At 55.8% G+C, this 22,736-nt stretch carries 30 protein-coding genes and 1 tRNA gene; 23 read left to right on the top strand and 8 right to left on the bottom strand.

Annotation, left to right across the window (positions count from 1 at the left end; genetic code table 11):
- Positions 1-593, top strand: a 593-nt coding sequence (locus Poly21_RS27390) for a hypothetical protein (RefSeq protein WP_302118574.1), incomplete at its 5' end; no start/stop codon positions are given.
- Here the strand turns inward: Poly21_RS27390 and Poly21_RS10505 are convergent.
- Together Poly21_RS10505 and Poly21_RS10500 are read right to left on the bottom strand one after the other, a co-directional pair.
- Entirely contained in the window at positions 590-1,081 is a 492-nt protein-coding gene (locus tag Poly21_RS10505) for a dihydrofolate reductase (protein WP_146407034.1), read from the bottom strand. The genes Poly21_RS27390 and Poly21_RS10505 overlap by 4 nt on opposite strands.
- Positions 1,082-1,107: 26 nt before the next feature.
- Positions 1,108-2,436, bottom strand: coding sequence for a replication-associated recombination protein A (locus Poly21_RS10500; RefSeq protein WP_146407033.1), 1,329 nt, complete (start codon positions 2,434-2,436; stop codon positions 1,108-1,110).
- Between the two features lie 28 nt (positions 2,437-2,464).
- Between Poly21_RS10500 and Poly21_RS10495 the strand changes: the two genes are divergently transcribed.
- Entirely contained in the window at positions 2,465-2,926 is a 462-nt protein-coding gene (locus tag Poly21_RS10495) for a DUF1499 domain-containing protein (protein WP_302118571.1), read from the top strand.
- Between the two features lie 230 nt (positions 2,927-3,156).
- On the opposite strand, the gene Poly21_RS10490 is transcribed toward Poly21_RS10495, so the two are convergent.
- Positions 3,157-4,353: a Gfo/Idh/MocA family protein gene (locus tag Poly21_RS10490; protein WP_302118569.1), complete on the bottom strand. Its 1,197-nt coding sequence runs from the start codon at positions 4,351-4,353 to the stop codon at positions 3,157-3,159.
- Between the two features lie 167 nt (positions 4,354-4,520).
- On the opposite strand from Poly21_RS10490, the gene Poly21_RS10485 reads away from it, so the two are divergent.
- A complete protein-coding gene (locus tag Poly21_RS10485) occupies positions 4,521-5,165 on the top strand; it encodes a hypothetical protein (RefSeq protein WP_302118566.1) in 645 nt (214 codons plus the stop codon).
- 68 nt (positions 5,166-5,233) lie between these two features.
- Here the strand turns inward: Poly21_RS10485 and Poly21_RS10480 are convergent, their stop codons facing one another.
- Together Poly21_RS10480 and Poly21_RS10475 are read right to left on the bottom strand one after the other, a co-directional pair.
- Positions 5,234-6,037 carry a segregation and condensation protein A gene (locus Poly21_RS10480; protein ID WP_146407031.1) on the bottom strand — a complete coding sequence of 268 codons (804 nt, stop codon included), beginning with the start codon at positions 6,035-6,037 and terminating at the stop codon, positions 5,234-5,236.
- A gap of 215 nt (positions 6,038-6,252) precedes the next feature.
- On the bottom strand, positions 6,253-7,140 hold the full coding sequence (locus Poly21_RS10475) for a hypothetical protein (protein WP_146407030.1): 888 nt from the start codon (positions 7,138-7,140) through the stop codon (positions 6,253-6,255).
- A gap of 174 nt (positions 7,141-7,314) precedes the next feature.
- On the opposite strand from Poly21_RS10475, the gene Poly21_RS10470 reads away from it, so the two are divergent.
- The 7 genes from Poly21_RS10470 to Poly21_RS10440 all read left to right on the top strand — a co-directional run bounded on the left by Poly21_RS10470 (position 7,315) and on the right by Poly21_RS10440 (position 11,020).
- Positions 7,315-8,010, top strand: a complete 696-nt coding sequence (locus Poly21_RS10470; protein ID WP_302118564.1) for a phosphoribosylanthranilate isomerase — start codon at positions 7,315-7,317, stop codon at positions 8,008-8,010.
- A gap of 49 nt (positions 8,011-8,059) precedes the next feature.
- Positions 8,060-8,144 (top strand) — tRNA-Leu (locus Poly21_RS10465).
- 109 nt (positions 8,145-8,253) lie between these two features.
- Positions 8,254-8,874, top strand: a complete 621-nt coding sequence (locus Poly21_RS10460) for a hypothetical protein (protein WP_146407029.1) — start codon at positions 8,254-8,256, stop codon at positions 8,872-8,874.
- A gap of 2 nt (positions 8,875-8,876) precedes the next feature.
- Entirely contained in the window at positions 8,877-9,116 is a 240-nt protein-coding gene (locus tag Poly21_RS10455; RefSeq protein ID WP_302118561.1) for a hypothetical protein, read from the top strand.
- Between the two features lie 301 nt (positions 9,117-9,417).
- Positions 9,418-9,960, top strand: coding sequence for a hypothetical protein (locus tag Poly21_RS10450; protein ID WP_146407027.1), 543 nt, complete (start codon positions 9,418-9,420; stop codon positions 9,958-9,960).
- Positions 9,957-10,292, top strand: coding sequence for a hypothetical protein (locus tag Poly21_RS10445; protein ID WP_146407026.1), 336 nt, complete (start codon positions 9,957-9,959; stop codon positions 10,290-10,292). Before Poly21_RS10450 ends, Poly21_RS10445 begins: the two co-directional genes overlap by 4 nt.
- Positions 10,293-10,294: 2 nt before the next feature.
- Positions 10,295-11,020 carry a tyrosine-type recombinase/integrase gene (locus Poly21_RS10440; RefSeq protein WP_146407025.1) on the top strand — a complete coding sequence of 242 codons (726 nt, stop codon included), beginning with the start codon at positions 10,295-10,297 and terminating at the stop codon, positions 11,018-11,020.
- Positions 11,021-11,055: 35 nt separating this feature from the next.
- Here Poly21_RS10440 and Poly21_RS27385 read toward each other — a convergent pair whose 3' ends face one another.
- A complete protein-coding gene (locus Poly21_RS27385; RefSeq protein ID WP_302118558.1) occupies positions 11,056-11,223 on the bottom strand; it encodes a hypothetical protein in 168 nt (55 codons plus the stop codon).
- Between the two features lie 168 nt (positions 11,224-11,391).
- Between Poly21_RS27385 and Poly21_RS10435 the strand changes: the two genes are divergently transcribed.
- The 9 genes from Poly21_RS10435 to Poly21_RS10395 are packed head-to-tail and all read left to right on the top strand — an operon-like array spanning position 11,392 to position 15,934.
- Positions 11,392-11,652: a hypothetical protein gene (locus tag Poly21_RS10435; RefSeq protein WP_146407024.1), complete on the top strand. Its 261-nt coding sequence runs from the start codon at positions 11,392-11,394 to the stop codon at positions 11,650-11,652.
- Entirely contained in the window at positions 11,642-12,433 is a 792-nt protein-coding gene (locus Poly21_RS10430) for a 5'-3' exonuclease (RefSeq protein ID WP_302118556.1), read from the top strand. Before Poly21_RS10435 ends, Poly21_RS10430 begins: the two co-directional genes overlap by 11 nt.
- Positions 12,430-13,146 (top strand): hypothetical protein, encoded by a 717-nt coding sequence (locus tag Poly21_RS10425; RefSeq protein WP_146407022.1) that lies wholly within the window; start codon positions 12,430-12,432, stop codon positions 13,144-13,146. The genes Poly21_RS10430 and Poly21_RS10425 overlap by 4 nt, the downstream gene beginning before the upstream one ends.
- Positions 13,143-13,385 carry a hypothetical protein gene (locus Poly21_RS10420; protein ID WP_146407021.1) on the top strand — a complete coding sequence of 81 codons (243 nt, stop codon included), beginning with the start codon at positions 13,143-13,145 and terminating at the stop codon, positions 13,383-13,385. Before Poly21_RS10425 ends, Poly21_RS10420 begins: the two co-directional genes overlap by 4 nt.
- A complete protein-coding gene (locus Poly21_RS10415; protein ID WP_146407020.1) occupies positions 13,382-14,458 on the top strand; it encodes a helix-turn-helix domain-containing protein in 1,077 nt (358 codons plus the stop codon). The genes Poly21_RS10420 and Poly21_RS10415 overlap by 4 nt, the downstream gene beginning before the upstream one ends.
- The gene (locus Poly21_RS10410; RefSeq protein ID WP_146407019.1) at positions 14,436-14,720 is read left to right on the top strand and encodes a hypothetical protein; all 285 of its coding nucleotides are present in this window, start codon (positions 14,436-14,438) and stop codon (positions 14,718-14,720) included. The genes Poly21_RS10415 and Poly21_RS10410 overlap by 23 nt, the downstream gene beginning before the upstream one ends.
- A 31-nt stretch (positions 14,721-14,751) precedes the next feature.
- Complete coding sequence (locus Poly21_RS10405) at positions 14,752-15,054, top strand: hypothetical protein (protein WP_146407018.1); 303 nt, start codon at positions 14,752-14,754, stop codon at positions 15,052-15,054.
- Entirely contained in the window at positions 15,051-15,683 is a 633-nt protein-coding gene (locus tag Poly21_RS10400) for a hypothetical protein (protein ID WP_146407017.1), read from the top strand. The genes Poly21_RS10405 and Poly21_RS10400 overlap by 4 nt, the downstream gene beginning before the upstream one ends.
- Positions 15,680-15,934, top strand: coding sequence for a hypothetical protein (locus Poly21_RS10395; RefSeq protein WP_146407016.1), 255 nt, complete (start codon positions 15,680-15,682; stop codon positions 15,932-15,934). Before Poly21_RS10400 ends, Poly21_RS10395 begins: the two co-directional genes overlap by 4 nt.
- A gap of 149 nt (positions 15,935-16,083) precedes the next feature.
- Here the strand turns inward: Poly21_RS10395 and Poly21_RS10390 are convergent, their stop codons facing one another.
- Positions 16,084-17,901 carry a GIY-YIG nuclease family protein gene (locus Poly21_RS10390; protein ID WP_146407015.1) on the bottom strand — a complete coding sequence of 606 codons (1,818 nt, stop codon included), beginning with the start codon at positions 17,899-17,901 and terminating at the stop codon, positions 16,084-16,086.
- A gap of 708 nt (positions 17,902-18,609) precedes the next feature.
- On the opposite strand from Poly21_RS10390, the gene Poly21_RS10385 reads away from it, so the two are divergent.
- Positions 18,610-19,296, top strand: a complete 687-nt coding sequence (locus tag Poly21_RS10385; protein ID WP_146407014.1) for a hypothetical protein — start codon at positions 18,610-18,612, stop codon at positions 19,294-19,296.
- A gap of 228 nt (positions 19,297-19,524) precedes the next feature.
- Here Poly21_RS10385 and Poly21_RS27380 read toward each other — a convergent pair whose 3' ends face one another.
- Positions 19,525-19,683: a hypothetical protein gene (locus Poly21_RS27380; RefSeq protein ID WP_302118549.1), complete on the bottom strand. Its 159-nt coding sequence runs from the start codon at positions 19,681-19,683 to the stop codon at positions 19,525-19,527.
- 99 nt (positions 19,684-19,782) lie between these two features.
- Between Poly21_RS27380 and Poly21_RS10380 the strand changes: the two genes are divergently transcribed.
- The 3 genes from Poly21_RS10380 (at position 19,783) to Poly21_RS10370 (ending at position 22,722) form a co-directional block, all read left to right on the top strand.
- Positions 19,783-20,223 carry a hypothetical protein gene (locus tag Poly21_RS10380; protein WP_302118546.1) on the top strand — a complete coding sequence of 147 codons (441 nt, stop codon included), beginning with the start codon at positions 19,783-19,785 and terminating at the stop codon, positions 20,221-20,223.
- A gap of 55 nt (positions 20,224-20,278) precedes the next feature.
- Positions 20,279-21,067, top strand: coding sequence for a hypothetical protein (locus tag Poly21_RS10375; RefSeq protein WP_146407012.1), 789 nt, complete (start codon positions 20,279-20,281; stop codon positions 21,065-21,067).
- 185 nt (positions 21,068-21,252) lie between these two features.
- Positions 21,253-22,722: an IS4 family transposase gene (locus tag Poly21_RS10370; RefSeq protein ID WP_146407011.1), complete on the top strand. Its 1,470-nt coding sequence runs from the start codon at positions 21,253-21,255 to the stop codon at positions 22,720-22,722.
- The last annotated feature ends 14 nt before the right edge of the window (positions 22,723-22,736 follow it).

Genomic DNA, 22,736 nt, shown 5'->3' with positions numbered 1-22,736 from the left:
TCACCAGTCAGCAAGCTGACCGGGAGAAATCAAAAGTTAAACCGAAAGTGTTCCTGTCTCCGGAGGCCTCGGTAGAAACCTCCAGCGATTCGCCATTTTTTTCTTCTCAACATCCTCTGTGGCAATTGCTTGCCAGAGCGAATGGAGTCGATAAAACGACCTCGCAAAGTTCTGAACTCAACAGAAGTTCTATCACCAAATTGTCAAATATCAAAAGCAACTTTGAGGCCTTGAAGGCCGCTCGTTGCCAGGTCTCAGAGTGTTGCAGACTTTGTTTTGAAGGTCAACCGGCGTTCGCCGTTTTTTTCAAAAAGTCTTTTTGGGAGGCAGTCAGTGAAGACTGCAAACCCAAAATTCTCCTCTCCTCGCCAGTGCTTCGCTGCCGTGTTCGGCGGTGTTGCTCAGCGAGGAGGCGGAAAGATATGACCTACCATCGAACCTCGCAAGTGCCTTTGATGAGGTTTTCGAGAATTCTTTTGGAAGTATTCGGCGGCACTCTCCGAAATGCCGTAAATCACGCGGCGATCCGCTCGGAAATGTTTTTGCGCCACCTCCCAGATTCGCGTTCAGTGCGTCTCTGGGGCCCCGGTTAGCCCCCGCCAGACCCGCTCCGCTGCAGTCGCAGCCAGTCGGTCGGGTACTCATCTTTCGCCGTGACCGGAAAACTTTGCTGCTCGACGATTTGGAACTCTTCCAACGGCAGATCAACCCGTGTGTCTCCATGGAGGGTCGCGTCGACACGCGTCCACCAGATCTCGTCGCAAAGTGGCAACCATTGACGGTAGATCTCACCGCCCCCGACGACAAAGATGTCCTGGGTCGCCGCCGCCGCGATCACGTCGGTATCGTTATGAATGGTCCGCACGCCATCGACCTGCCAGGCGGGGTTGCGGGTCAGTACCCAGGTCTGCCGGCCTGGCAGCGGCCTGCCGATCGAATCATACGTCTTGCGGCCCATTAGCAGGGTGCCGCCCATCGTGAGTTGCTTGAATCGCCGCAAATCGGACGAGAGTCGCCACGGCATCGTCTGATCCTGTCCAATCACGCCCTCGGGCGTCGATGCGACTATCGCTATGAGCATCTGCGGTGCCTCGTCTGGTTAACTGGTTATGTTGCGTCCTGGGATGCCGGTCGCAGGCGACGGCGAAGCGTTACCAGCCGCTCGCGGAGGGTCGCTTCGTGCCCGCGATCGACGGGATGGTAGTATTCCCGGTCGACACCGAGGTAGTCCAGGTCGGCAATCCCATCGGCTTGGTCATGAGCATATTGATAACCCTCACCATGACCAAGTTTCTGCGCACCGGCATAGTGCGTGCAGCGAAGCATGTTGGGAACGGGGATCACCTGCTGATCTCGCACGTCGCGTCGCGCCGCCCCGATCGCCATGGTAGCAGCGTTGCTTTTGGGAGCTAGCGAGAGATACGCGACTGTCTGGCTGAGCGTGAGTTGCGCCTCAGGTAACCCGATCATCTCGCACGCCTGCATGGCCGAAACAGCGATCACTAATGCCTGGGGATCGGCATTTCCAACGTCCTCACTGGCCAAAATCACAAGCCGACGGCACAAGAACCGGATGTCCTCGCCGCCTTCGAGCATGCGGGCGAGCCAGTAGATCGCAGCGTCAACGTCGCTGCCACGGATGCTCTTGATCAGCGCGCTGGCCAAGTCGTAGTGGTCATCGCCGGTGCCGTCGTAACCGCCCACGCGGTTGGTTAAGGATTCCATCGCCACTTCGCGATTGACGCGTCCTCCCTCAGTGACGACGCTTTCGACCGCGACCTCCAACGCTGCTAACGCCCGCCGAGCATCGCCGTCAGTCGCTGTCGCCAGGAACTCGATTGCGTCATCGGTCACTTCCACCCCCCGCCCACCCAAGCCGCGATCGACGTCGTTGATGGCCCGCCGCAGAAGCTCGGCGAGCTGCTGCGCTGCTAATGGTTCGAGCGCAAAGATTTGACTACGGCTAATCAATGCCCCGTTAATTGCGAAGTGCGGATTGCTGGTCGTTGCTCCGATCAACGCGATCACGCCAGCCTCCACATCGGCTAGCAGGGCATCCTGCTGTGATTTATTGAAGCGATGGATCTCGTCAATGAATAAGATCGGACGCTTGCCACCGGCGGCGACCTCATCGGCGGCCGTCCGCAGCACCTCGCGAACCTCTTTGACGCCACTGTTGATCGCATTGAGCGAAATCAGCTTGGCATCCGTTTCCGCAGCGATCAGTTTCGCCAGCGTCGTCTTGCCACAACCGGGCGGACCATGGAGGATGATCGAACCGAGTCGGCCGCTGGCGATCAGTCGCTGCAATAATTTGCCGGGACCAAGGATGTGGTGCTGACCCGCAAACTCATCGAGCGTTTGGGGACGCATTCTTGCCGCCAACGGCTGAGCGGCAAACAAATGATCGGCTTCTTGCTGTGCAAACAAATCCATGGTGTCCACCGGAGTGACCGTGAGGCGAATGAAAAAAATGTTGGGCTATGCAGCGATCACGATCGGTGTCGCGATCACCGGACGCTTGTTCTGGATGATCGACGATTGGAGCCGTGATTGGACCACCAACAACGCCCGGTTGTCGATAACCGATCCCGATCCCTTGTTGCGACCCTTCGAGGTGGCTGGCGATATCCCAGCCGTAATCAAGAAAATCAAGAGCTGGGTAGCCGGGCAACCAGGATGGGATTTGGCTCCAGGCGAGACGACCGAACCTGGAGATCGTCTGCATCTCACCCGCACGACGCCCGTTTTTCGTTTCGTAGACGATATCTGGGTGGAGTTGACGCCGCAGCAGCCCGCAACCGGCGAGTTGCCGCGAACCCGCGTCGACGCCTGCAGTCAGTCACGCGTCGGCAAAGGTGACTTGGGACAGAATCCCCGCAATTTGAAAGTACTGCGGGCGGGAATTTTAGGAGATTCATCGTAGGACGGGACAGTTGTTCCGCCCGTAACCTGTGTGCTCGCTCGGGACGGATTCACTCGTCCAGAGCCTATTCGCTCGCTCGGGGCCCATTCGCTCGGTCGGGGCCCATTCGCTCGGTCGGGGCCCATTCGCTCGGGCGGGGCAATGTTTCCCAGTTACGTCAGAGCGTTCCCGCGTGCTGGACGACCGGCTGGGGGACTTCGTTCATTGTGAGGGCCACTTAGTCCGCATCGCTACTGACGCGCTTCAGCATAGTTCAGCGGCATCCAGGCGGCATCTTGTTCGCTGCTGGCGACACACTGCTGGATAAACAGCATCCCCTCGACGCCGTCGTAAACGTTGGGGTAGACGGTATCTCGCCGCTCGAACGCCGCGCCGCTGGCACGCAGCGTGATGTCATCAAAAACGGCATTGTAGAGGTTTGCGAAGGCATCGTAAAAACCCTCGGGATGGCCGGCAGGTAATCGGCTTGACGCCTCCGCGAGCGGTGTCATCGTCCCTGTGCCCGGGCTGCGAGTGTAGATTTGATGCGGTTGGCCTGCTCGCCGGACGACCAGTTCGTTGGGCGATTCCTGCCGCCATTTCAGTGATGCCAACGTGCCATCGACTTCCAGCTCGAGATCATTCTCGCGGCCGTGGGTGACCTGGGAAGCAGTAAGCACCCCGATGGCCCCATCTTGATAGCGAATCACCGCAGTGCCGTAATCATCCAGGCGGCGTCCCGGTACAAACGTCTTGAGGTGACAACTGACTGATTCGGGCAGTTCGCCGGTCACGTACCGTCCCAGCTGGAACGCGTGGGTGGCGATATCGCCAAACGTTCCTGCCGCCCCGCTCTTGGCTGGATCCGTTCTCCAGGCCGACAGCTGACCCCCATCATCCTCGCTCGTACCGGCGAGCCAACCTTGAATGTACTGACAGCGAATCGCATTGATCTTGCCGAGTTCCCCTGCCTGAATCATCTCTCGGGCTTGGCGAATCATGGGGTAGCCGGTGTAGTTGTGCGTTAAGGCGAACACAACGTCTGAGTTTTCAATGGTTTTGAGCAACGATTCCGCTTGCGCCAAATCGAGCGTGATCGGTTTGTCGCAGACGACGTTGAACCCCGCTTCGACGGCCGCTTTGGCAATTTCGTAGTGAGTGTGATTGGGCGTCGCGATACTGATGAAGTCGACGCGTTCGTCGTCGGGCAAACGGGCTTCGGCATCGAGCATCGCTTCGTAGTTGCCGTAGGTGCGGGACTCGTCCACACCATAGCTAGGTGCGGCCTTCTTGCTCCGTTCAGGATCGCTCGAGAATACTCCCGCCGTCAACGTACACCGATGATCAAACTCGGCTGCGATGCCATGAACCGGGCCTATGAACGACCCTGGGCCACCACCGACAAGGCCCATGCGGAGCTTGCGATTCAAGGGAGGATTCAGCGCCATGTCAGTTCTCTGGGGGAGGGAGGGGTGATAGGAAACAGTGGATTCTGCAATCGTAAAGTTCTCGGGCAATCGGTACAATGATAGAGTCAGATGGCGATCACCCGCGTCATTTTTGCCGTTCTGGCGGCACTCCTGTCACTTGTCTCCCCCCCTTAAGCGACTCTGCGATGCAAGATAATCCTCTCGAAACGACCTCCATCGCTAATTCTCGAACTCACGTGTGTTGTGCAGCGTGGCGATCACCGCACCGCCAGCGGTGCATCACAGCGGCCTTGCTCGCGACGACAGTCATGGCGATTTTGGTAGCGGTCTATTTCGCGGGTGTGGCACGTCAAGCGGCGCGCACTTCGTCACCGCTGGATGGGGCGTGGCAGGGGCTGCCGATTGCCAACGCGACTGCGGCGGTATCGAGTGAACGATTCTCGATGTGCACGGGCCCACTGGCGGACACCAACGAAGCGCTGTTTGTTCTCGACCACAATTCAGGGTTGCTGCAGTGCTCGGTGCTCTATCCCCGCGTGGGACGCTTCATGGCCAGCTACACCGTCAATGTCGCTGACGCGTTAGGGATGGAAGCGAAAGGGGGCAGTTATATGATGGTCACCGGAACGTCGGATTTTCTCTCGGCGAGCAATCGCCCCATCGGCAGGTCGGTGATCTACGTGCTCGACACCACCACTGGCAATTACGCCTGCTATGGCGTTCCGATCAATCAAAATGCGATGAAAGCAAATCAACCGCAACAGGGTGTGCTGTTCTTGATCAGCCAAGGTGCAGCCAATCCCGTCATCGACCGCGATAAGCTGCGGTAGTTATCGCCCGGTATTTCGGTGGGATCGCAGTCGAAAACACATTTTTCTGCTCACGCCGCCAGGGAGCGCTATCGCATCCGGATTGGCATGTTGCTCTTGTCAATCGCTTCGGCAGCGTAATTATCGACTTCATTGACGTTGAGCTCCGCCCGATAGTGCTCGGTGCGTACGACTTCGATGTCGCCGTTTTCGTTTTCGGCGACCGCCGCACCATGGTGACGGGTTAATTCGAGCATCGCCAAGAACCACCCGATGTACGCAGATTTGTGCTGCCCGGGCTCGATCATGTCGATCAACTCGACCCGCTCACGGTCGGCCAACGCATGATGAATTCGCTGCATGTAGACGTGGATGGGCGTGTCGTCGTAGATCACCTCTGTCGCCGGTGGTCCCGCCGATTCACGCATGATGCGGCCGAAGGCGGATACTAAATCCCAGATCTCGAGTTCAACGATCGGTTGGTCGGCAGGATCGTTTCGCCGTGATGGCAAGTCATCGGCGAGACGTTCAAACCGCGTCTGCCAGCGTGTCGACATCTCGTCGAGCACCGAGGCTGCGTCACGTATTTCTTTGTACTCCAGCAACTTTTGGACGAGTTCTTCGTGCGAGTCCTCGATCACTTCCTCGGTCTCATCGTCCTCGATCTTTGGCAGTACCGCGAGGCTCTTCATCTCCACCAGCGTGGCAGCGAGTTCGAGAAAGTCACCGACCTCGCCCAGGTCCAGTTCCTGCAGGAGGTCCATGTACTCGACGTACTGAGCCACGACTTTCGCCAGTGACATCTCTGACAACGACAATTCTTGCCGCCTGACCAGATACAGCAGCAGATCGATCGGACCTCGGTAAGCGGGCAAATCAATGCGGAAGGTCATGGCCCGGAGCCGAGAGGGAAAACTGGAAACGAGAAGTGGCGTTGAGGCTGGCCGTATGCGCCGAAAACCGTCAGGGCCCTGCTGGTTGATGAACTCGCTGCGCCAACGAGGTCGTCGTGAACGACTCACGGGCGGTTCGGATTTGTATTCACCCATCGGGCCCCGAAAGCGACGAACCTGATAGGCCGTGAGACCTCAGCTAACGTCGCTCGCCCTTAGGATACCAAAGAATGGATCACGACCGAAATGCATGCCACCAAACTCGACAGCACGATCCCCCAGCCCGCTAGCCCACGCAGGACCACACTGGCAGGCTGCCGCATCCGAACCCAAGATTCTCGAAAACACATCGCCGCAGTATTGCCGGTCGCAGCGTTCTCGTTCGTACTCGCGCTCAGCATTCCGCTACTGGACCGTGACAGAAAAAAGGACCGTGGCGGAAAAATCGCTCGCCAGACCAGTCCCAGCAGCATCACCAGAGTGGCGATCATCGCCGCCTTCGCACTCATTGTTGGCGAGGGTAGCCAGGATCGTGTGGGGGTGATTTGGATCGATGCGTTGATCGCCGCACGCCGGGCCAGGTTCTGCTGCTCATACTCGGTTAGCCAAGAGGTCGCTTTCGCTTGACGATCCATCCAGAAATCTCGCCAGCGGGTCAACGGCGTTGCCGCCTCGGGATTGCCGTTGCTGGATTGGAGGTCGGTTTCTTGATGCCCTGTCGATTTTTGAAGCCCTGTCGAGACGGTGCGAAAGACAGTTTCGGACGCAGAATCTCGAGCCACTACGGACTGCCCTTGCGACGTGCAGTCGGCCGCGTAGAGCTCGGCGGTTTCACGGTACCACTGCATCCAGGCGACATCCGGCGTCCGTCGAACACTCATTTGCTGCACCAGATCTTCTCGCAGCTGATCAGCCGTTTGTCTGGTTTCGTTCACCCGGTACGTCGTGCGCTTGCCGTTCGGTTGTGTGATGGTGACCGCATACGCCTGTCGATTGGCCGGTCCGCTCGAACCCTGTTCCAGCGTCTGGCCGAGCACACATAGAAGTGTGAAACTGGCTAAGCCGACCAATGTGATGTCGATCAGATAGGAGCGTGTGAGCATCTTCAACTGAAAACCATGACAACACGGAGGGGCCACAAGACGTTCGATCGGTCGCTTCTCGATACGAAACTATCGATAAATTCCGCAACGGGTATATTGTATCGGCGAGCGGCGAATCCGCTGATTAGCAAACCTAGTCCGATTAAAAGATTTGGCGGCCACGTTATCGAAAACATGATTGATTTTGAGATCAAAATTTGCGGAATTCAGTCCGCCGGCGATGTTGCCGCCTGCGCCGCCGCGGGGGCTGACTGCATCGGGCTGAATTTCTACCCCCCCAGTGTGCGTTACCTCGATCCTCGGGGAGCGACCGCGCGGGTAGTCAATGATCGGGCCGCCGCCGAGGGGCTCGTCCGCGTGGGGTTGTTCGTCAATGAGCCCGCCAGCTCCATCATCGATATCGCTCAATCGCTGGGACTTGATGCCGTTCAGCTCCATGGCGACGAAACGCCGTCACTTGCCGAGTCCCTATTGAAAAAGGGAATCTCGGTAATCCGGGCAATTCGCTTGCCAACCACATCGATGTCGCCCGCGCAGATCCAGGGGTTTATCGGGCCGTGGGCGGAGCTCCCAGTCACATGGCTTTTGGACGCTGACGCCGGAGCGGCTTACGGCGGCGGCGGTCGACAACTCGACTGGGCGTCACTGGCTACCTGGAGCGGAGAGACATCGCAGCAGGACGACGGACCCAACTGGATCTTGGCAGGCGGGCTGAACTGTGAAAATGTGGCCCAGGCCCGCCGGACCAGTACTGCGAGACGAGTTGATGTGGCCAGCGGCGTGGAATCGAGCCGTGGCAAGAAATCGGCGGAACTGATTCAAAGATTCGTCGTCCAGTGCCGGGCAAGGGGCGTTGACGAATCGGCCTAACTTTCGCAAACTCTGCCTTCTGCATTAGAAAAACACCACACGAACCAACGCGGCCGTGGCGGAACTGGCAGACGCGCTAGGTTGAGGGCCTAGTGGGAGTTAATCCCGTGGAGGTTCGAGTCCTCTCGGCCGCATTATTTTTTCTGGGCTGGCAACACGTTAATCCGTGTTGCCAGCTTTGCAAGTGAAAAAAAGGCGGGTTCAGAAATGGACGGGCAATTCACGGGGTTACGTTCGAATGCGATGCAATTGCTCGCGGTCCCTGTAGTCGCTCTCGCCTTCTTGTTTTGCGGCTGTGGTGCTGAGCCAATCGCACAAGAGGCATTGCAGCCGCCCGTTCTTGAATCGGAAGCCCCGGAAGAGTCTAAGCCTTGGACGCTGGATGCACCCGAGGATCCGACCGAATTGTTCGCTTACCGATGTCGGTATGCCGCCGAAAACAAGGGGTTTGGATACGACTGGAATGAGTCGTCGATCGAAACCGAGTTGGTTGGTCGCGACAAGGTTACTGCCGCTGTCCGCTGGAAGTTGCCCGAGCGACCCCACAAGAACGAAGCCGCAACGCTAGAAGTGATCGCGGATTCAACCGACCTTTCCGACGAAGAAGTTTTCTATTTGGCCACCTATGGTTTTGGCAACGGCTACGACTTTGGACAGCGGAACGAAAACCTGATTGATCTCATGAACTCCGCAAGGGCGGAGTCTCCCGTGGCTCGGAAGATCGATGGTGTTTGGGTCATTACTTCATACGTTCCAGATCATGAGCAGGGAGCCAAGACGCTGATGCGTTGGACGTTCCAGATTGAATTGCCCACCGATTTAGAGGTGACGTTGAAACCACTGCCGACTAAAGTGAGGACATGAGCGTGGCAACTGTTGTATCAAAAGCGGAACTCGAGGAGCTGAAAGGCTTTCTCGACGCATACATTGACAGCACCGGAGAGTCGGTGACTGAGATTGCGAATCGGGCTGGCGTGAACCGCCGAATCATGAGCGAGTTCCGAAACGGAAGCACCAAGGGATCTCCTCAATTGGAGAACTATATTCGTACGCTGAGAGCGATCGGCAAGAAAACGATCGTCGTTGACGACAATTCCGACCTCTGATAATTTCTGTCCAGCGTGTCACTTTTTTGTGACAAGCTCTCTTGACACTGTGTCACGAAAAAGTGACACTCGCCCTTCGTGCCTTGTTCGCGGGGTGGGTTTTGTCTTCCTCGCTGTTGACTTTCTCGCGGGTTCGGCACGTTTAGGGCTGGGGAATTGTTTCCTGGTTCGACGTTGCCATGAGGGCGGTTGCCGTGCGCTGTCGCCTTCGGAAACCTGATGATTTGAATCCTTGGTCTCGCGGTCCGGGTATTGGCCGCGGGGCCGGTGATTCGCTTCATCGCAACCGTGAGTCAGCGCGATGGGCAAATGCCTGAAGGTGCGTAAGGGGGATGGAATCCGGATCGGGGACGATGTCCTCGTCGAGATCAATCAAGGGTCGCCACACTTGTTCATTGCGTGCCCGGATGGCATGCGGATCGAGTTGATCAAGCGAGAGAACCGGTTCGAGCGGCCGGCTAAGAAAAAACACAACATCTTGCCTCCCGCGGCAATGGTGTTAGTTGCTGCGGTTTTCCTGGGAGGTGGCTGCAGTGACCCAGCGGCCCGGGCGTCGTCGAACGGTAGCGTGGGAGGCGAGGCTGTTTCTCGTCCGGCACTGAGCCCCCACGTGTCGACGTCCGGGTCGCTTTCTTTCTATGGCGACGAGACGGGTCGATTGGAACGGCACTATCACGATCGCCTGCGGATGATCGAGTCGACGCCGTGGCCCGAGTCGGAGGATCCGCGGGATTTGGAGCCGGTGGATATTCCCGTGCTGCCGGAGTTGACGCCGGGGGTGAGGATCATTGTCGTGCCGGGCGATTGCGATTGCGATTGCGATTGTGGCGAGGTGACGCTGTGACCGGTCTGCCAGCCGCGAAACCGGCGTGTGCGGTGTGTGATCTTTCGCATCCGATTGACCAACCGCACGATGTGGAGTCGTCGACTTACAAGCTCGGGTTCTGGCTCGAGCACGATCGCTGGCCGACGTGGAAGGATGCGATCGCGCATTGTGACGTGCGGACTCGGATCGCTGCGGAGTTGGATCTGCGTCGGCGTGGGTTGTGGCCCATGGGCAAGTGGGAGGCGGAGAGGACACCTCGTGAACGCTCATCGGCCGGAACAAACCTGCTGAGCGGCTTGGCGACTATCGGCCCTGCTCCTTTGGGCGTTCCAGAAGGGAGCGATCGTTAGCGATGGGCCGACGTGCAACCCAGCCGATTCCCTCGCATTTGCGTGCGGCGTTCTACGCGGCGGCCTGGTCGCTCGCCGCTACCGGGAAGGTGACGCGTGAGGATGGGAGCATCCGCGACGTGGCGGCCGAGTGCGGCCGTTGCCGTCGGATCACGCGGCGGCATGGGTTGGCGGTGTTATGGGCAACGGCTTGTGCGCTGCGGTTCAGCGAGCTGGCCCGGCTGCGGGTGGCGGCGGTGAGTGAGAGCGGTTTGTCGGCGTTGATTGAGCGATCGAAGGGCGGGGTCGATCATCGGGTTGGCGTTGCAAGGGGATTGATCGCCGAGACGATGCGGTGGCGGTCGGAGTGCAGTGAGAGTTTTCTATCGCCGCTGTTGTTGCCGGCCAGGACGGGGGCGGCGCTGAGTTTGAAGGCGTTCAATCGGGACGCGTGCGGGTTGTTTCGGGGGCTGTTTGGGATTGAGTTAACGAGTCACTGCTTGCGGGACACGGCGTGCCAGCAGGCGATGGCGGACACGGGCGATATTCGCGTGGCGCAGACCCTGCTGGGACACCGATCGGTGAGGACGACGGAGGTTTATGTCGCAAAGCAGGACGCCCGGGCGTACCAGGTACCGTTGTGGGTGCCGGATGAAGGCCCCTCACCCCCGGCCCCTCTCCCCACGACGCGTGGGGAGAGGGGAGAAGGTTCTTTGAGGGTCTTTGATCCTGAGCGGGGTGTCGCATGAACGTGTTGATGCTCGCGTGTTTATTAGTTTGGCCATTATCGATCATTGGGCTGTTGTACCTGTTTGGCCGGCCAGCCGAGCAGGTCAGCGGCGTTACCAATCGGTGCACCGAATCGCATGAAGGCGAGGTGGTGTATCGATGTTGCCGTCAAGTCGGACGGAGCCGATGCGGAGGGATCCGCGGCTCGATCCCGGAGCGACACCGATGTCGCTCGCCCTAGGGTGAGAGCGAGCCCGTGGAGGCGAGCTTGTTTACAGGTTGCCTAGCTTGCCGAGACGGGTGTCATGACGACGGTTCGGTTGTCCCTAGTTCAGTCGAATTAGGGACAACCGATTTTCGAACACGTTTTGAAACAGCGAAGGATGAAGCTATGTCAGGCGAGAATGAACTAAATGCAGTGGCTGAGCCCGTGGGGCGGGCTCCGGAGTGGGTGGTGATCCAGTTGGCCAGTGGCGATCCGATTGAGCCAGCGCTGGCGAAGTTGGAACCGAGCATTGAGAACTATCGGAAGCTCGCAGCGATGATTGCCGGGGCGAGTTTGTTTGTGACCGAGGAGAAGGATGCGTTGATGCTCGATGAGGCTCACGACGCTGTCACTCAAGCATGGAGCGACTTTGTCCATGACCACTAAACCGAAATGGTTGATCGTTGACGTTAGCAGTTGGGCCTATCGCGATTTGCACGCGGCGGGACCGGGGGAAGCGTGCGTTCGAAATTTCACCCGGCGGTTGGCGTTGTGCCGTGAGGAGCTGCGGCCGTCGCGGATCGTGCTGTGCTTCGACGCGGAGGGTTCGTTCCGGAAGGATTTGGATTCAACGTACAAGGCGAATCGCGATGAGTCGCCGGTAGGGCTCGATGAGCTCATTGAGCGGATTCGGAAGCATGCGGCCGATGAGGAGATCGATTGCGTGTCGGCCCCGGGGTTCGAGGCGGACGATTGTATGGCGACGTTGGCGGGGATCGCGATCGATCAGGGGCAGCGTGTGGTTCTCGCGAGTCGGGATAAGGATCTCCGTCAGTGTTTAATCGGCGGCGGCGTGAACATGCTGCTCGATGCGCAGCATGGGAAGCATGCGGCCGATTTCGAGTACTTCACGGCGGCGGACCTCGACGAGTTCTATGGGCTGCGTCCGGATCAGTGGATTGAGTACCAGATGCTCGTCGGTGACACGAGCGACAACGTGCCTGGGTGCCCGGGCGTGGGCGACAAGTACGCGCGAGAGATTTTGCGAAAGTGCTCGACTCTCGAGCGGTTTGTTTCGCGAAGTTTCGAGGCGGCGATCCCGGCGAGCAAACGCTACGCGGTGCTGCGGTTTTTAAAGAACGGGGACGCGGAGAAAATGCGGCGGTTGGTGACGCTGCGGCATGATGCGCCATTGCCGGGGTATTGGTTTGAGGAGGTGGTGGCGTGAGCGTGGAAGGACTAAGACGCATTCCAGGCTGCTGGCGGGAGGCTGAGGCTGAGGAGAACGCGGCTGATCTGTCGGATTACTTGCGGCGGGTGCTGTGGCGGCTTAGGCATGTGCCGGAGCTGCTCGGGTGCTTGGAGCGGTTTGAGGCTTGCGTGAAGGGTTTGGACGTCGGATGCATCGAGCATGCGGATATTCAGTATCTGCGGCAGTGGCTGGTGCGGATGGAACTGCGTGGGACCGTGCGTCGTGGACTGCCTGATTATGAGCTGGCCTTGGATCGGTTGAACTCGATCGAGTGCGGGAGTTTTGCGCCGTTGCATCGTGATCGGTTGTTCGATGCGGCGGACCTCGCCGACCTGGAATCGCGAATGGCGGGGCTCTGCGTCGAGCAGGAATTTCCCTACCTGTCTGCCATTGGGTTCAAGTGTGATTGTCCTCGCCGCATGGTGATTTTCGTGATCCATGACGGGACGCCGGTCGTCCAGGATTTGACCGGAGCCTGCGAGGCGCTGTTTCACCATGCATGCGAGACAACGCGATCCGTTCCTGCGGAGCATTTTGGGCGTTTCGATTCGAACCGCAGCCGGGATCGATTCATTGACGAATCGAGCGTGAAAGTGGATCGATTGGGATTCGATCTGCGAGGACCGTATTGCTATCGCAAGGGCGGACTGCACGCGTGGGTGCATGATGACAGCGAGGTGACGCCATGAAGATGCAAGATGCCTTTTGGTTGGCGAACCATATTCAGGCCAACGTGCCAGGCGTGAAAGTGACAGCCGTGGGGCCGTTTTTGCCGCATGAGCAGATCACGGCCGCGAGCGAGTGGAAAGTCGGTGCGATCGGCGAGGGGATGGAACGGCCGTGGATCCTGAAGACAGAGGCGGAGCTGGCGATGCTCGTCTCGGCGATGCACAAATTGGCTCCGAAGCCGGAAGGGATGTTGTTTTGAGCACGCATGGAAGCAAGAAGGCGAAGGGGGATGGGCCGTCACAGTTGCAGATGGATTGGGACCGGTACCAGCGTGAAGGCTGGATCGCCAATGCCGCGATGCCCGATGGGATCGCCAACGATGGGACGGTCGTCCGCGCGGACAAGCTGGCCTCGCTGTTGTTTCACCTGAACGGACACCTCGGCGACAACGGGGAGGCGTTCCCCAGTCAGGATTTGCTTGCGCAGAAAATGAAGGTCTCGACGAAAACCGTCGGCCGGGCGGCCGAGGCGTTGCAGAACATGAGCCTGCTGATCGTGCAGTTGAAGAACCGGCCGGGGTTCAAGCGGGTGATCAATCATTACCGGATCGTGTGGTCCGAGCTGCTGCTACTCGATCCGGATCGCCGGCGGGCGTTCGGTGAATCGATCTCTGGACGTCGTCGCGAATCGCGATCGGACAATCGGCCCGATCAATCAGACGTGGGCGCGGATCAATCAGACGTGCCGACCGATCAATCAGACGTGTGGACCGATCAATCGGACAAGGCGTCCCCCAAACTATTCACTAACCATTCAAAGAACTCACCACCACTCACTGAGGCCGACCGAGGGGGTGGAAACATCCCAGGCGAAAGTCCCGGGTCTTGGAAAGTGGTGGTGAGTGCTTTAGCTGCGCTGGGCATGGGTGGTGCCCGGAAAGCAGTGGCTGCGGCGGATCGCCGTGGATTGTCACCGCAGGACGTCGACGAGCTCATGGCTCGCTGGGAGCGGCTTCGGGCCCGTCAGCCAAGCGTGACCGTCGCGTACCTGTACCGGTGGCTGACCGGTGAGAGCCGGCCACCCGAGGAACAGGAAATCCGCAAAGCGGGTAAGCCGAGTCGATCGCTGACGAGCGACTCGACGCGGCTCGAAACTATTCGTACTCGCGTCATCAGAGCCAGTCGAGGGACGGGCATGAGCGACGAAGAGATTTCGGCAGAGCTGCGCGTCAAGCTGCAGCAAGCCGGTTTTCCACCGGATGCGATCCGCATCAACGGCAGTAGCAATATTTTCAATCGAGGAGGGCGGCATGCAATGCAAGTTGACGGCTGAGCAGTTGGGCGAGATGTCGGAGTTTCTCGCCTTCCTAGATCAGTACCTGATCGAAGGCACGATCACCGACAACGTCAACGAAACGCGACCCTATGGCCCCGATGCGTTTGTGTCGGTCGCAAGTGCGCGTTGGCGGAAAGTGAAACCGATCTTCGATAGCGAAAAGGAGAAACGCTTGCAGGCGGAAATCGCCGTGCTGCAGAAGGCGATTGAATCGAAACGTGAGCAAATGCGGACAAAGCACAAATCACGTGATCTGTGAAACCAATTTTCAAAAGCGACGAGGAGAAGTGATGGCGAAAAAAGGCGAGAAGCTTTATATGGTCGAGATCGGGTACGGGGAGGTCTGCGTGGGTACGCTCACGCAGTGCCAACGAGTCCAGTCCGCGATCGCGGCGTGTCAGTTGGTGACGGCGGCTTATCTAGACACGCCGGGGAAGTCGGCTGGCGAGCGGCGTGTCCTCACCGAATCGGATGAAGGCGTCGTTGTGAAAACGTGCAAGCATCGCGTGTTGTCCGCAGAGGAGTTCCGACGTGAAAGCACGTTGAAGATCGGCATGACGCCGGCGGATCAGGTGAAGGGCGGTGTGGTATGAAAATGGCCAGGGCGAGCAAGGATGATCTCGATCGAATGATCGCGTTCATGCAGTTCATTGAGGAGTTCATGGATTACGGAACCCACACTCCGCAAAATGATGAGTATGAAGAGGAGTCGATCGAGCTCACAGATGAAGGTTTTGCCGAACGCCTGCGGGAATTGTGGGGCCGCCGGTTTGGGCACCATGGAGTCGATATTGCGTGGTCTCGCGTCGTGTTTGGTTGCGGCGTTTTGATCGACAACGTGTGCGATCCGAACGCGGACACGTTGGAGTGGAAACCGGAGCTCGCGGCGAAGATCGAGGGCTGGCGATGCTTTCACTGCGATCAGGTGTTTGGCGACCGAGACGCAGCGTTGGTGCATTTCGGGGGATCGGAGATCCAGACTCCGGCCTGCAAGATCGATGCGGTGGCGTTTCGCGATTTGGAACGTCTAGCGGCCTCCTACGTGAATGAGGATACGGAGCTACATAAGGAGGTGGCCGCGCTGAGGTCGCGTTTGGCGGATGCGACTCGGCGGGCCGAAGAGGATGGCTATGCGCGAGGCTTGGCGGATGCGAAGAAACATCCCGGGGAGTTGGGGCTGTGCGTTGCCGAGCCCGAGCAGGTGAAAGGCGGTGCCTCGTGACTGAAGAACCTGCGAATTATGAACTCACGCCCGTCGGCCGGTCCGACCGGAAGGTCGACGCTCCGGCGAGTGATGAACTCCAGCGGGCTCGGGAGCTGGCCGCATGCCTGGCGTTTGCGATCCATCAAGCCAACATGCAGAAACGCTACCAGGTGAGCCTGTCGATTGAGGAAGCCGAGGAGCTGTGCCAGCTGCTGCATGACTCGATCCGGACTGCTGATCAGTTGACGGCGAAGGTGGGCGGGCGATGATCGCTTTGAGACCTGGCGGTGCCGCCGAGGCTGGCGGCGTGAGCAGCTCGAATAGTTATCCGGGCGGGAAATCGGGGACGGGGATCAAAGAGGCCTGACCCATTTGGCCGCTCTTTGACCCATTTGGCCGCTTCTTAAATAGTCGCTGCTCAACTAGATCGAATGATATCTTCGACAGTAGTTATGATTTCGGAAATGTTCAGCTTGAAAAACTCTCGTTTCGGATTCACACGAAAAGCAGCAAGTCTTTCATGAACCGCTTTCTCAACGAGATAACAATCTGTGACAAACCAATGTGCTAGTACGTCAAAAGGAAGAGGACTACTAGTGGTGCGACTCAGTCCCCTGGACCGTTCAGCGGTGTTTACTCTGGTTAGTCCGATTTTGAAAAGATTGTCAGCATGTCCCAAACACCGCATCACATAGACGTAACCTGATTTCGGACCAATCTCCACTAGTTCAGTGCGCCGCAAAAGAAAGCTTGATAGAGTTTTGTTGACCCAAGAAACATTAATTGAAACCCAAGTCTTCCCAGCGATTGGATGTCCTTCTGCGTCTGCTCCAATCTCGCCAGAACTCAGCTTCTTCCAATATCCGTCATTTTCAAAACCAATTTCAGGAGGTTTAATTGTTCGAGATTGCGGTCCTTCGCAACTCGTCGCCATTGCCTTTACCTCGACCTCATAAGCTACGGGAAATTGATTGTTCAACGCGTTAAACACCCAGTCTTCTTCACGTTGGGAAGAAATGTCTGTATTGAACCTGACGTTACTCACGAAATCCTGTTCAGCTATAAATGCTACTGGCAGAAAGATCAATGAAGTTGCCATACCAAGCAGATCTTTGTATCGGACTATTTCGTCGTTCGCTACTTTAAGTATATTTTCCATTTCTGATGGAGGAAGGTCGTCGAAACCGGTCGTTTCATTGGTATAGACGGCGTACGAATTCCCATTGTCCTGTGCAAGATACCAACAACGGTTTTTTGCGTCATTAAGATCAAATCTAAGTAGCAGGTGTACTCGTGCGGCGACTGGAAATTCTTCAAGGTATCTGTCTGAGACAGGGATTTCAGGTGCGGCATCGAACGCTTCCTGTTTGAAAGGACTGGATTCGCATCGATCCAGCAGCTCTTCTTTGGTTAAAGCTATCAATTCGTCTGGAACTCGGGGGGGGCTTTCTCCGGCTACAATCACGCAAGATAGTTCATTCTTGTGTCGAATTAATGAACAGCCTGCAATTACAAACTCGCAGTCGGCGGTGGGTACCACGAACCCCGAATCATTAGTCATGTTAAAAGAATAAATAACACCCTCCTCCATGACTGCATTCAGTATCTCAGGATCTTTATCTAAAAGATCGTCGCTTTCATACCAATTAAAAAAATCATTTATTGACAACAAGTGATCTATTTCAGTGCGGAGTGCAAATTTCACAAGTGAGTCCCGGAAGGCAAAAAAAGATTCAAACATGTTAAACTGTAAACTCATCGAATGGGGACCAGACGTGACCAGTCGGTTGAAGCACTCATGAAGGAAAGTGCGAAGTGTCCGCGACATGACGAGCCCACTTCCATTGAGGCACTCAGTTTGATGAAGGAGAAGGGTTTTTTTCCATATCTCTTCGATCTTTGTTTTTGCTCCTACGTCGAGCTCCATTGCCCTTAATAGGTAGTCTTGTTGCGACTCATAATCTGGATGATCCGGTGGCAACATTAACGATCGTCCGATTTCACGCATTCGACGTTCGTGTTGGGATGCAGGGACTACTACACGGTTGGCGGGCGGAATCCATATTAGACTCTCTGGCTGGTTCGTCTTGCGTTTTTCCAAAAAACGACGTTTGCGTGAACTCGATTGCTTTGGCAATTCGTGTTTGCGACGTTTCTTTCCCATGTTAAGATCACTAAAAACAGCCGAGAATGAGGTGAATTGATATTCAGCTGTACCAAATTCCGATGTCGACATGCTAGGTGCGAAGCAGCCTGCTACCGATCACGTGTTGGCGGAATGGTGAAGAAAGGGGGCCGGGAGAGGATAAGAGGAAAGGCCTCGTTTTAGCTCGGCTAGAGTTATCCTGGCGGGAAGTCGGGGTTGTCTACTAAGTGTGCTGATCGTCGTCATGAGTCGCGAGGTATTTCGATCTGTTAGGCTGCAACGTCCGTGAAATCGCAATACTACCTCCGTCCCATACTTTGACCCTAGAAACTACCCCCATCACATTGGTGTTCTTTCTTCGTCACCGGCGCCAATTCAGAGCAACATCGGGTGTCAGCCACGAAGGGCAGAAGGGGGCACCCCATTTTTGCCACCCTCACTTCGTGCTGACGAATTCTGCCATACCTTGCCCGCACGCTGAATCAAAGAAGCCTGACTCATTCGGCCGCTCTGCGGGAGGATAGTCGGGTGCGGGCATCTATCAGCGGTTGATCCAATCAGAGCGTCATCCGGTGTGGGCCGCCGGTGCATTTGAAGGCCGTACGCGTACTTGCCGTAGGGCCCTCGCCAGAATACCTTTCCCACGCCCTTCCCCCATTTTGCAACCACGCCAGAATGCTCCTTTCCGCATGCCCCTTGCTCTGTAAGAAACTTTAAAATTGGCTTTCTGCAGGAAAAGTGTGACAACTTCTTGACGGATTTCAGCCCATTGGAGTAGCCCCTAACATGGAGAAAAACATGGAACCTGAAGTTGCTGAAACCGGCTACCTATACATTGATAAGATTGACTTCCGTGCGATAACGGAACTGTTTTCTAATTTGCATTTGTTCGACGACGTTTACCTCAACATGCAGGGGATAAACGTCGGGCTGATTGACACAATAATCACGGACCTAGAATACAAACTCCTTGCCGAGTACATCGAAAACGAGCGTACGCCTTTGCAATCGTGCATGATCGTGTCCGCGATGTCTCAGATGTGGGTGTTTGCGGTCTATGAGCTTCTGCGGACTTGGCGGGGACGAATTTTGAAGCTGCGAACACTCAAGGAGAACGGCGGCTTGAATGCATACATCGCGAAATACTCTACCGAAGGTGCAGGAGCGGCAGAACACTATCGAGCCAGTCATGCAAAGAGGATGCGAGATGATGCCACTTTCGTGATTGAACTCCACGCACAACTACGGGCGCTTGAACCCACGATCGCGATCGCCGATACGATCCGGGTTAACCTGGCAAAACACGAGACTCCAGGAAAGAACAACAGCGTGCCTCGGATGCCTGGATACGGCCGAATTGATCGTAATTGCGGCGCAATGAACTATGAAGTCGCTCTTAAGGGCGGCAACTATACTCTGCTGAATCGAAGAGATATTGCGGAAATGCTTCGGGCCACTACCCTGCCAACTAGACGGCGAACATGACTCACCGAATCCAAAATAGCCCCACGTCAAAACCTTTGATGAATAACCTGACAAAGGGGGCACATATAACGAAAAGATTTTCAGAGTAATTCGGAAGTTTCGATGAACATACGCCCAGGCTCAAGCGATTGTAAAGCTTCGAGACGGGTTTAATACACACTTCGCGAAGGTTGGATGGCTTGCCTAAGGGCTTCAACGTTGCAACAACGAATGCCTGACATTGAATCGTTAGGCGAATGCAGAAGCTCCATTAGCGAGACCGAGCGGAATTCGTTTTAAATTGTCAACATCGACGATAAAGCCGCCGCGATCCCAGAAGTAGTCGTCCAAGTCAACACGAGCTAAGATGGCAGAACCGGAGAGCATCATGTAATGTTGTGGCTCCATGACCTCGAAAAACAAGATGATCCCATCGTATACCATGAAGAGACTGGCTTGTGGAACGCGTCAGCTCTCTGTTTACTCAGTTTTCATAAGGATAATCGGATGCCTGAGATACGGAAATTAGATACTGAAGATGCGTTTCAGGATCAACTTCACAACAGGGCGAGAGAAGCTTCTCTGGAACAGCGGAAACTCCTGGTTTCTCTTTCAACAGCTTGTCTAGGAGCATACTTCTTTGCGCTAACAGTAAAGGTTGATCCGATGCTTCTCTATTCTCAAAAAGTTGTGCTGGGCATTGGGGCGGTATTTCTTTTTATTGCTGTCCTTGCTGGACTGATTGCGTGGCAGTCGGATGCGCAGCGCAACTACTTTTGGGCCCGTGGACTCCAGGCTACAACTACGGAAAAGCGAAGTCCGTTTTTCGAGAAGAAGAACCGTTGGGCCAAGAGAATGGAAAAAAGCATGAGAGTATTGCGATATTCCTTCGCATTAGGTGTGTTTGCCGGGGTGTCGTATTCCATCATGAGAGTGGTTGCAATATAGGCAATTACGTATTGCGAACAGTTTGCCAAGAAGTTAGGAACGGGAGATATCGTCAGTGGATAACTTGGGTCACGCGTACCATTCACACAACGTTTTTGAGGAGATTAAGAGCTACTCTGATTTCTATAGCTCACTTGGTATCTCGGTCTTCACTTTTGTGAGCGGGGGTACGCGAACGCTGGGGAACATTGATTCCTATATGTACACGTCGGCCGAAGGGACTCTGGAGTCGATCGGCAGTTTACTAATGAATGGAAGAATCAACGACGCCTACGCTCTCGTCCGAAAGTACTTCGACTCCACCGTAATGAGCGTTTATGTCAACTTGTACTTGCAAGATCACTTCGGAATTGAAAATTTTCTGGTTGAGAAAATTAACCAGTGGGTTGAGGGAAAAGAGTCTTTGCCAGAATACCGCGTAATGTCACAGTACATACGCAAGTCACAGAAAGCGAAAGCAGTTTCGGAAATTCTGTTTAGTGACAAACGCTACAAGGAGCTCAGAGCAAGGTGCAACGATCACACACACTACAATTTTTATAAGGCAGTCCTACTCAACGATAGAAACCTGTATTTAAAAAACCGAGAAAAGCTTCTCGACCAGTTGTCGCATGACATTCGCGACATATTTATTTACCACATTTCTTTCGTGTTCCTGCTAAACGGTCACTACATGATGTCAAGCGACTATGTTGACGCGATGGAATGCGGCGCAACACCCGAAGACGATTCACAGTATTGGGTAGCCCCGTTCGTACAACAGGCATTTTCGGAGGTGCTTTCTCGGCACCGCAGCGATGTTGCGGCTGTGATCAAGGCCAACTCATTCATGAAAATTGAGTGATGACTTTTAATTCTTTCAACACGGCGGTCACTATGCACATTCTGCTGCCATACGCTTAGGAGCCCAATCGAATCGTGGGACGTAGATTTGGATGGTCTGTTTTTATACACCGGTGGCCGACGCGAATGGCACGTAGTTTTCGCTAACTCTTTTCCCTGAAACGACATATACAAGAAAGGCCTCACTTGCTTAGATGGGTTTACCACAACTTCATCTTCGGCAAGGAGGCCTTTGCGATGGGCAGTTTGAACCATAGTCGGTGTCGAGACCAGATCAGTTTTTTGCGACGGCAATTTATGCAGGATGGCGGACTGCCATTCACGGAAATTCTCTCCCAGGAGTCTATCTCCAGTGCGATCTCGCAGAATGAGATCTGTTGGAAGGAGAGGGTTTATTCGCCCGTGGTGACGCTATGGGTGTTTCTGGGGCAGATCCTCAGCACCGATCAGTCATGTGCAGCAGCTGTCGCGAGACTGATTGCTCATCGAATCTCTCGGCAGGAAAGCCCCTGTTCTTCGGAGACCTCAGCCTACTGCCAGGCACGAAAACGCCTTCCAGAGAAGTTCTTCTCGGACGTCGCCCGTCGAGCGGGACGTGCTTTGGATTGCTGCGCCAAAGCTGAATGGCTGTGGCACGGTCGGCGTGTCTATCTCTATGACGGAACGACAGTCACAATGCCCGACACCGCCGCAAATCAAGCCGAATACCCCCAGCCATCGTATCAACGTCCAGGACTTGGTCGTCCGATGGCAAGAGTGTGCGCCATCTTCTCGCTTTCGTGTGGAGCTGTCGTTGACATGGCAGTCGGCGGCTATTCAGGGAAGGGCCAAAGCGAACTCGGATTGCTGCGACGCTTGATGGATGTGTTTCGCCCCGGCGACATTATGGTCGCAGATCGGCTCATGTGTTCCTGGGTTGAGCTCACTGCGCTGCAATGCCGAGGTGTCGATTTTGTTGTGAGACACGCTGTGACTCGTAAGCTCGATTTTCGTCGTGGCCAACGCCTCGGCAAAGATGATCAGATTGTGAGTTGGCCGAAGCGATATGGCCGTACAAAGGCAGACGCCGACTATCGCAAGAATTTACCGGACAGCTTGCGAGTACGAGTCTGCCGAATACGGATTGCCCGACCTGGCTTCCGTGACAAAGTTCTGGTCATCGCAACGACGCTCTTTGATCCGATTGAATATCCCAAGGAAGAACTCGCATCTCTCTACCGACAACGCTGGAATGTTGAGTTGGATATCCGAACTATAAAGCAGACGTTGCAGATGGATCAATTGCGTTGCAAAACACCCGACCTCGTTCGCAAGGAAATGTGGATTCACGTGCTGGCTTACAACCTGATTCGGACGATCATGGCGAGAGCAGCTGATAAGCATGGAATCGAGCCGCGAACCGTTAGCTTCAAGGCCACGCTGCAAACGCTGAAGGCGTTTCAACCAATGCTTGCGAACATGGGGCGTTGTTCTTACGAAGTTCGGCAACAGATTTATGAGCAAGTAATCGAATCGATTGCTGTCCATCGTGTTGGAGACAGACCGGACCGCTTTGAGCCGAGGAAGATAAAACAACCTCATCGAAAACATCATGACTACTTGCACGTTCACCGCCACGAAGCGAAACGCCAGATCCTGGCAGGACTTAGGAAATAACTACGTGCCATTCG

It is taken from the genome of Allorhodopirellula heiligendammensis (assembly GCF_007860105.1).
Lineage (GTDB): Bacteria > Planctomycetota > Planctomycetia > Pirellulales > Pirellulaceae > Rhodopirellula > Rhodopirellula heiligendammensis.
Note: the sequence above shows the minus strand (reverse complement) of the source record. Positions and strands in the feature narration are given on the sequence as shown.

What these genes read in the sequence shown, in the direction of transcription:
- Poly21_RS10505 (WP_146407034.1), bottom strand. Translation starts at nt 1,081, where the DNA reads ATGCTCATAGCGATAGTCGCATCGACGCCCGAGGGCGTGATTGGACAG.
- Poly21_RS10500 (WP_146407033.1), bottom strand. Translation starts at nt 2,436, where the DNA reads ATGGATTTGTTTGCACAGCAAGAAGCCGATCATTTGTTTGCCGCTCAG.
- Poly21_RS10495 (WP_302118571.1), top strand. Translation starts at nt 2,465, where the DNA reads ATGAAAAAAATGTTGGGCTATGCAGCGATCACGATCGGTGTCGCGATC.
- Poly21_RS10490 (WP_302118569.1), bottom strand. Translation starts at nt 4,353, where the DNA reads ATGGCGCTGAATCCTCCCTTGAATCGCAAGCTCCGCATGGGCCTTGTC.
- Poly21_RS10485 (WP_302118566.1), top strand. Translation starts at nt 4,521, where the DNA reads ATGCAAGATAATCCTCTCGAAACGACCTCCATCGCTAATTCTCGAACT.
- Poly21_RS10480 (WP_146407031.1), bottom strand. Translation starts at nt 6,037, where the DNA reads ATGACCTTCCGCATTGATTTGCCCGCTTACCGAGGTCCGATCGATCTG.
- Poly21_RS10475 (WP_146407030.1), bottom strand. Translation starts at nt 7,140, where the DNA reads ATGCTCACACGCTCCTATCTGATCGACATCACATTGGTCGGCTTAGCC.
- Poly21_RS10470 (WP_302118564.1), top strand. Translation starts at nt 7,315, where the DNA reads ATGATTGATTTTGAGATCAAAATTTGCGGAATTCAGTCCGCCGGCGAT.
- Poly21_RS10460 (WP_146407029.1), top strand. Translation starts at nt 8,254, where the DNA reads ATGCAATTGCTCGCGGTCCCTGTAGTCGCTCTCGCCTTCTTGTTTTGC.
- Poly21_RS10450 (WP_146407027.1), top strand. Translation starts at nt 9,418, where the DNA reads ATGGGCAAATGCCTGAAGGTGCGTAAGGGGGATGGAATCCGGATCGGG.
- Poly21_RS10440 (WP_146407025.1), top strand. Translation starts at nt 10,295, where the DNA reads ATGGGCCGACGTGCAACCCAGCCGATTCCCTCGCATTTGCGTGCGGCG.
- Poly21_RS10435 (WP_146407024.1), top strand. Translation starts at nt 11,392, where the DNA reads ATGTCAGGCGAGAATGAACTAAATGCAGTGGCTGAGCCCGTGGGGCGG.
- Poly21_RS10430 (WP_302118556.1), top strand. Translation starts at nt 11,642, where the DNA reads ATGACCACTAAACCGAAATGGTTGATCGTTGACGTTAGCAGTTGGGCC.
- Poly21_RS10420 (WP_146407021.1), top strand. Translation starts at nt 13,143, where the DNA reads ATGAAGATGCAAGATGCCTTTTGGTTGGCGAACCATATTCAGGCCAAC.
- Poly21_RS10410 (WP_146407019.1), top strand. Translation starts at nt 14,436, where the DNA reads ATGCAATGCAAGTTGACGGCTGAGCAGTTGGGCGAGATGTCGGAGTTT.
- Poly21_RS10405 (WP_146407018.1), top strand. Translation starts at nt 14,752, where the DNA reads ATGGCGAAAAAAGGCGAGAAGCTTTATATGGTCGAGATCGGGTACGGG.
- Poly21_RS10400 (WP_146407017.1), top strand. Translation starts at nt 15,051, where the DNA reads ATGAAAATGGCCAGGGCGAGCAAGGATGATCTCGATCGAATGATCGCG.
- Poly21_RS10390 (WP_146407015.1), bottom strand. Translation starts at nt 17,901, where the DNA reads ATGTCGACATCGGAATTTGGTACAGCTGAATATCAATTCACCTCATTC.
- Poly21_RS10385 (WP_146407014.1), top strand. Translation starts at nt 18,610, where the DNA reads ATGGAACCTGAAGTTGCTGAAACCGGCTACCTATACATTGATAAGATT.
- Poly21_RS27380 (WP_302118549.1), bottom strand. Translation starts at nt 19,683, where the DNA reads ATGGAGCCACAACATTACATGATGCTCTCCGGTTCTGCCATCTTAGCT.
- Poly21_RS10380 (WP_302118546.1), top strand. Translation starts at nt 19,783, where the DNA reads ATGCCTGAGATACGGAAATTAGATACTGAAGATGCGTTTCAGGATCAA.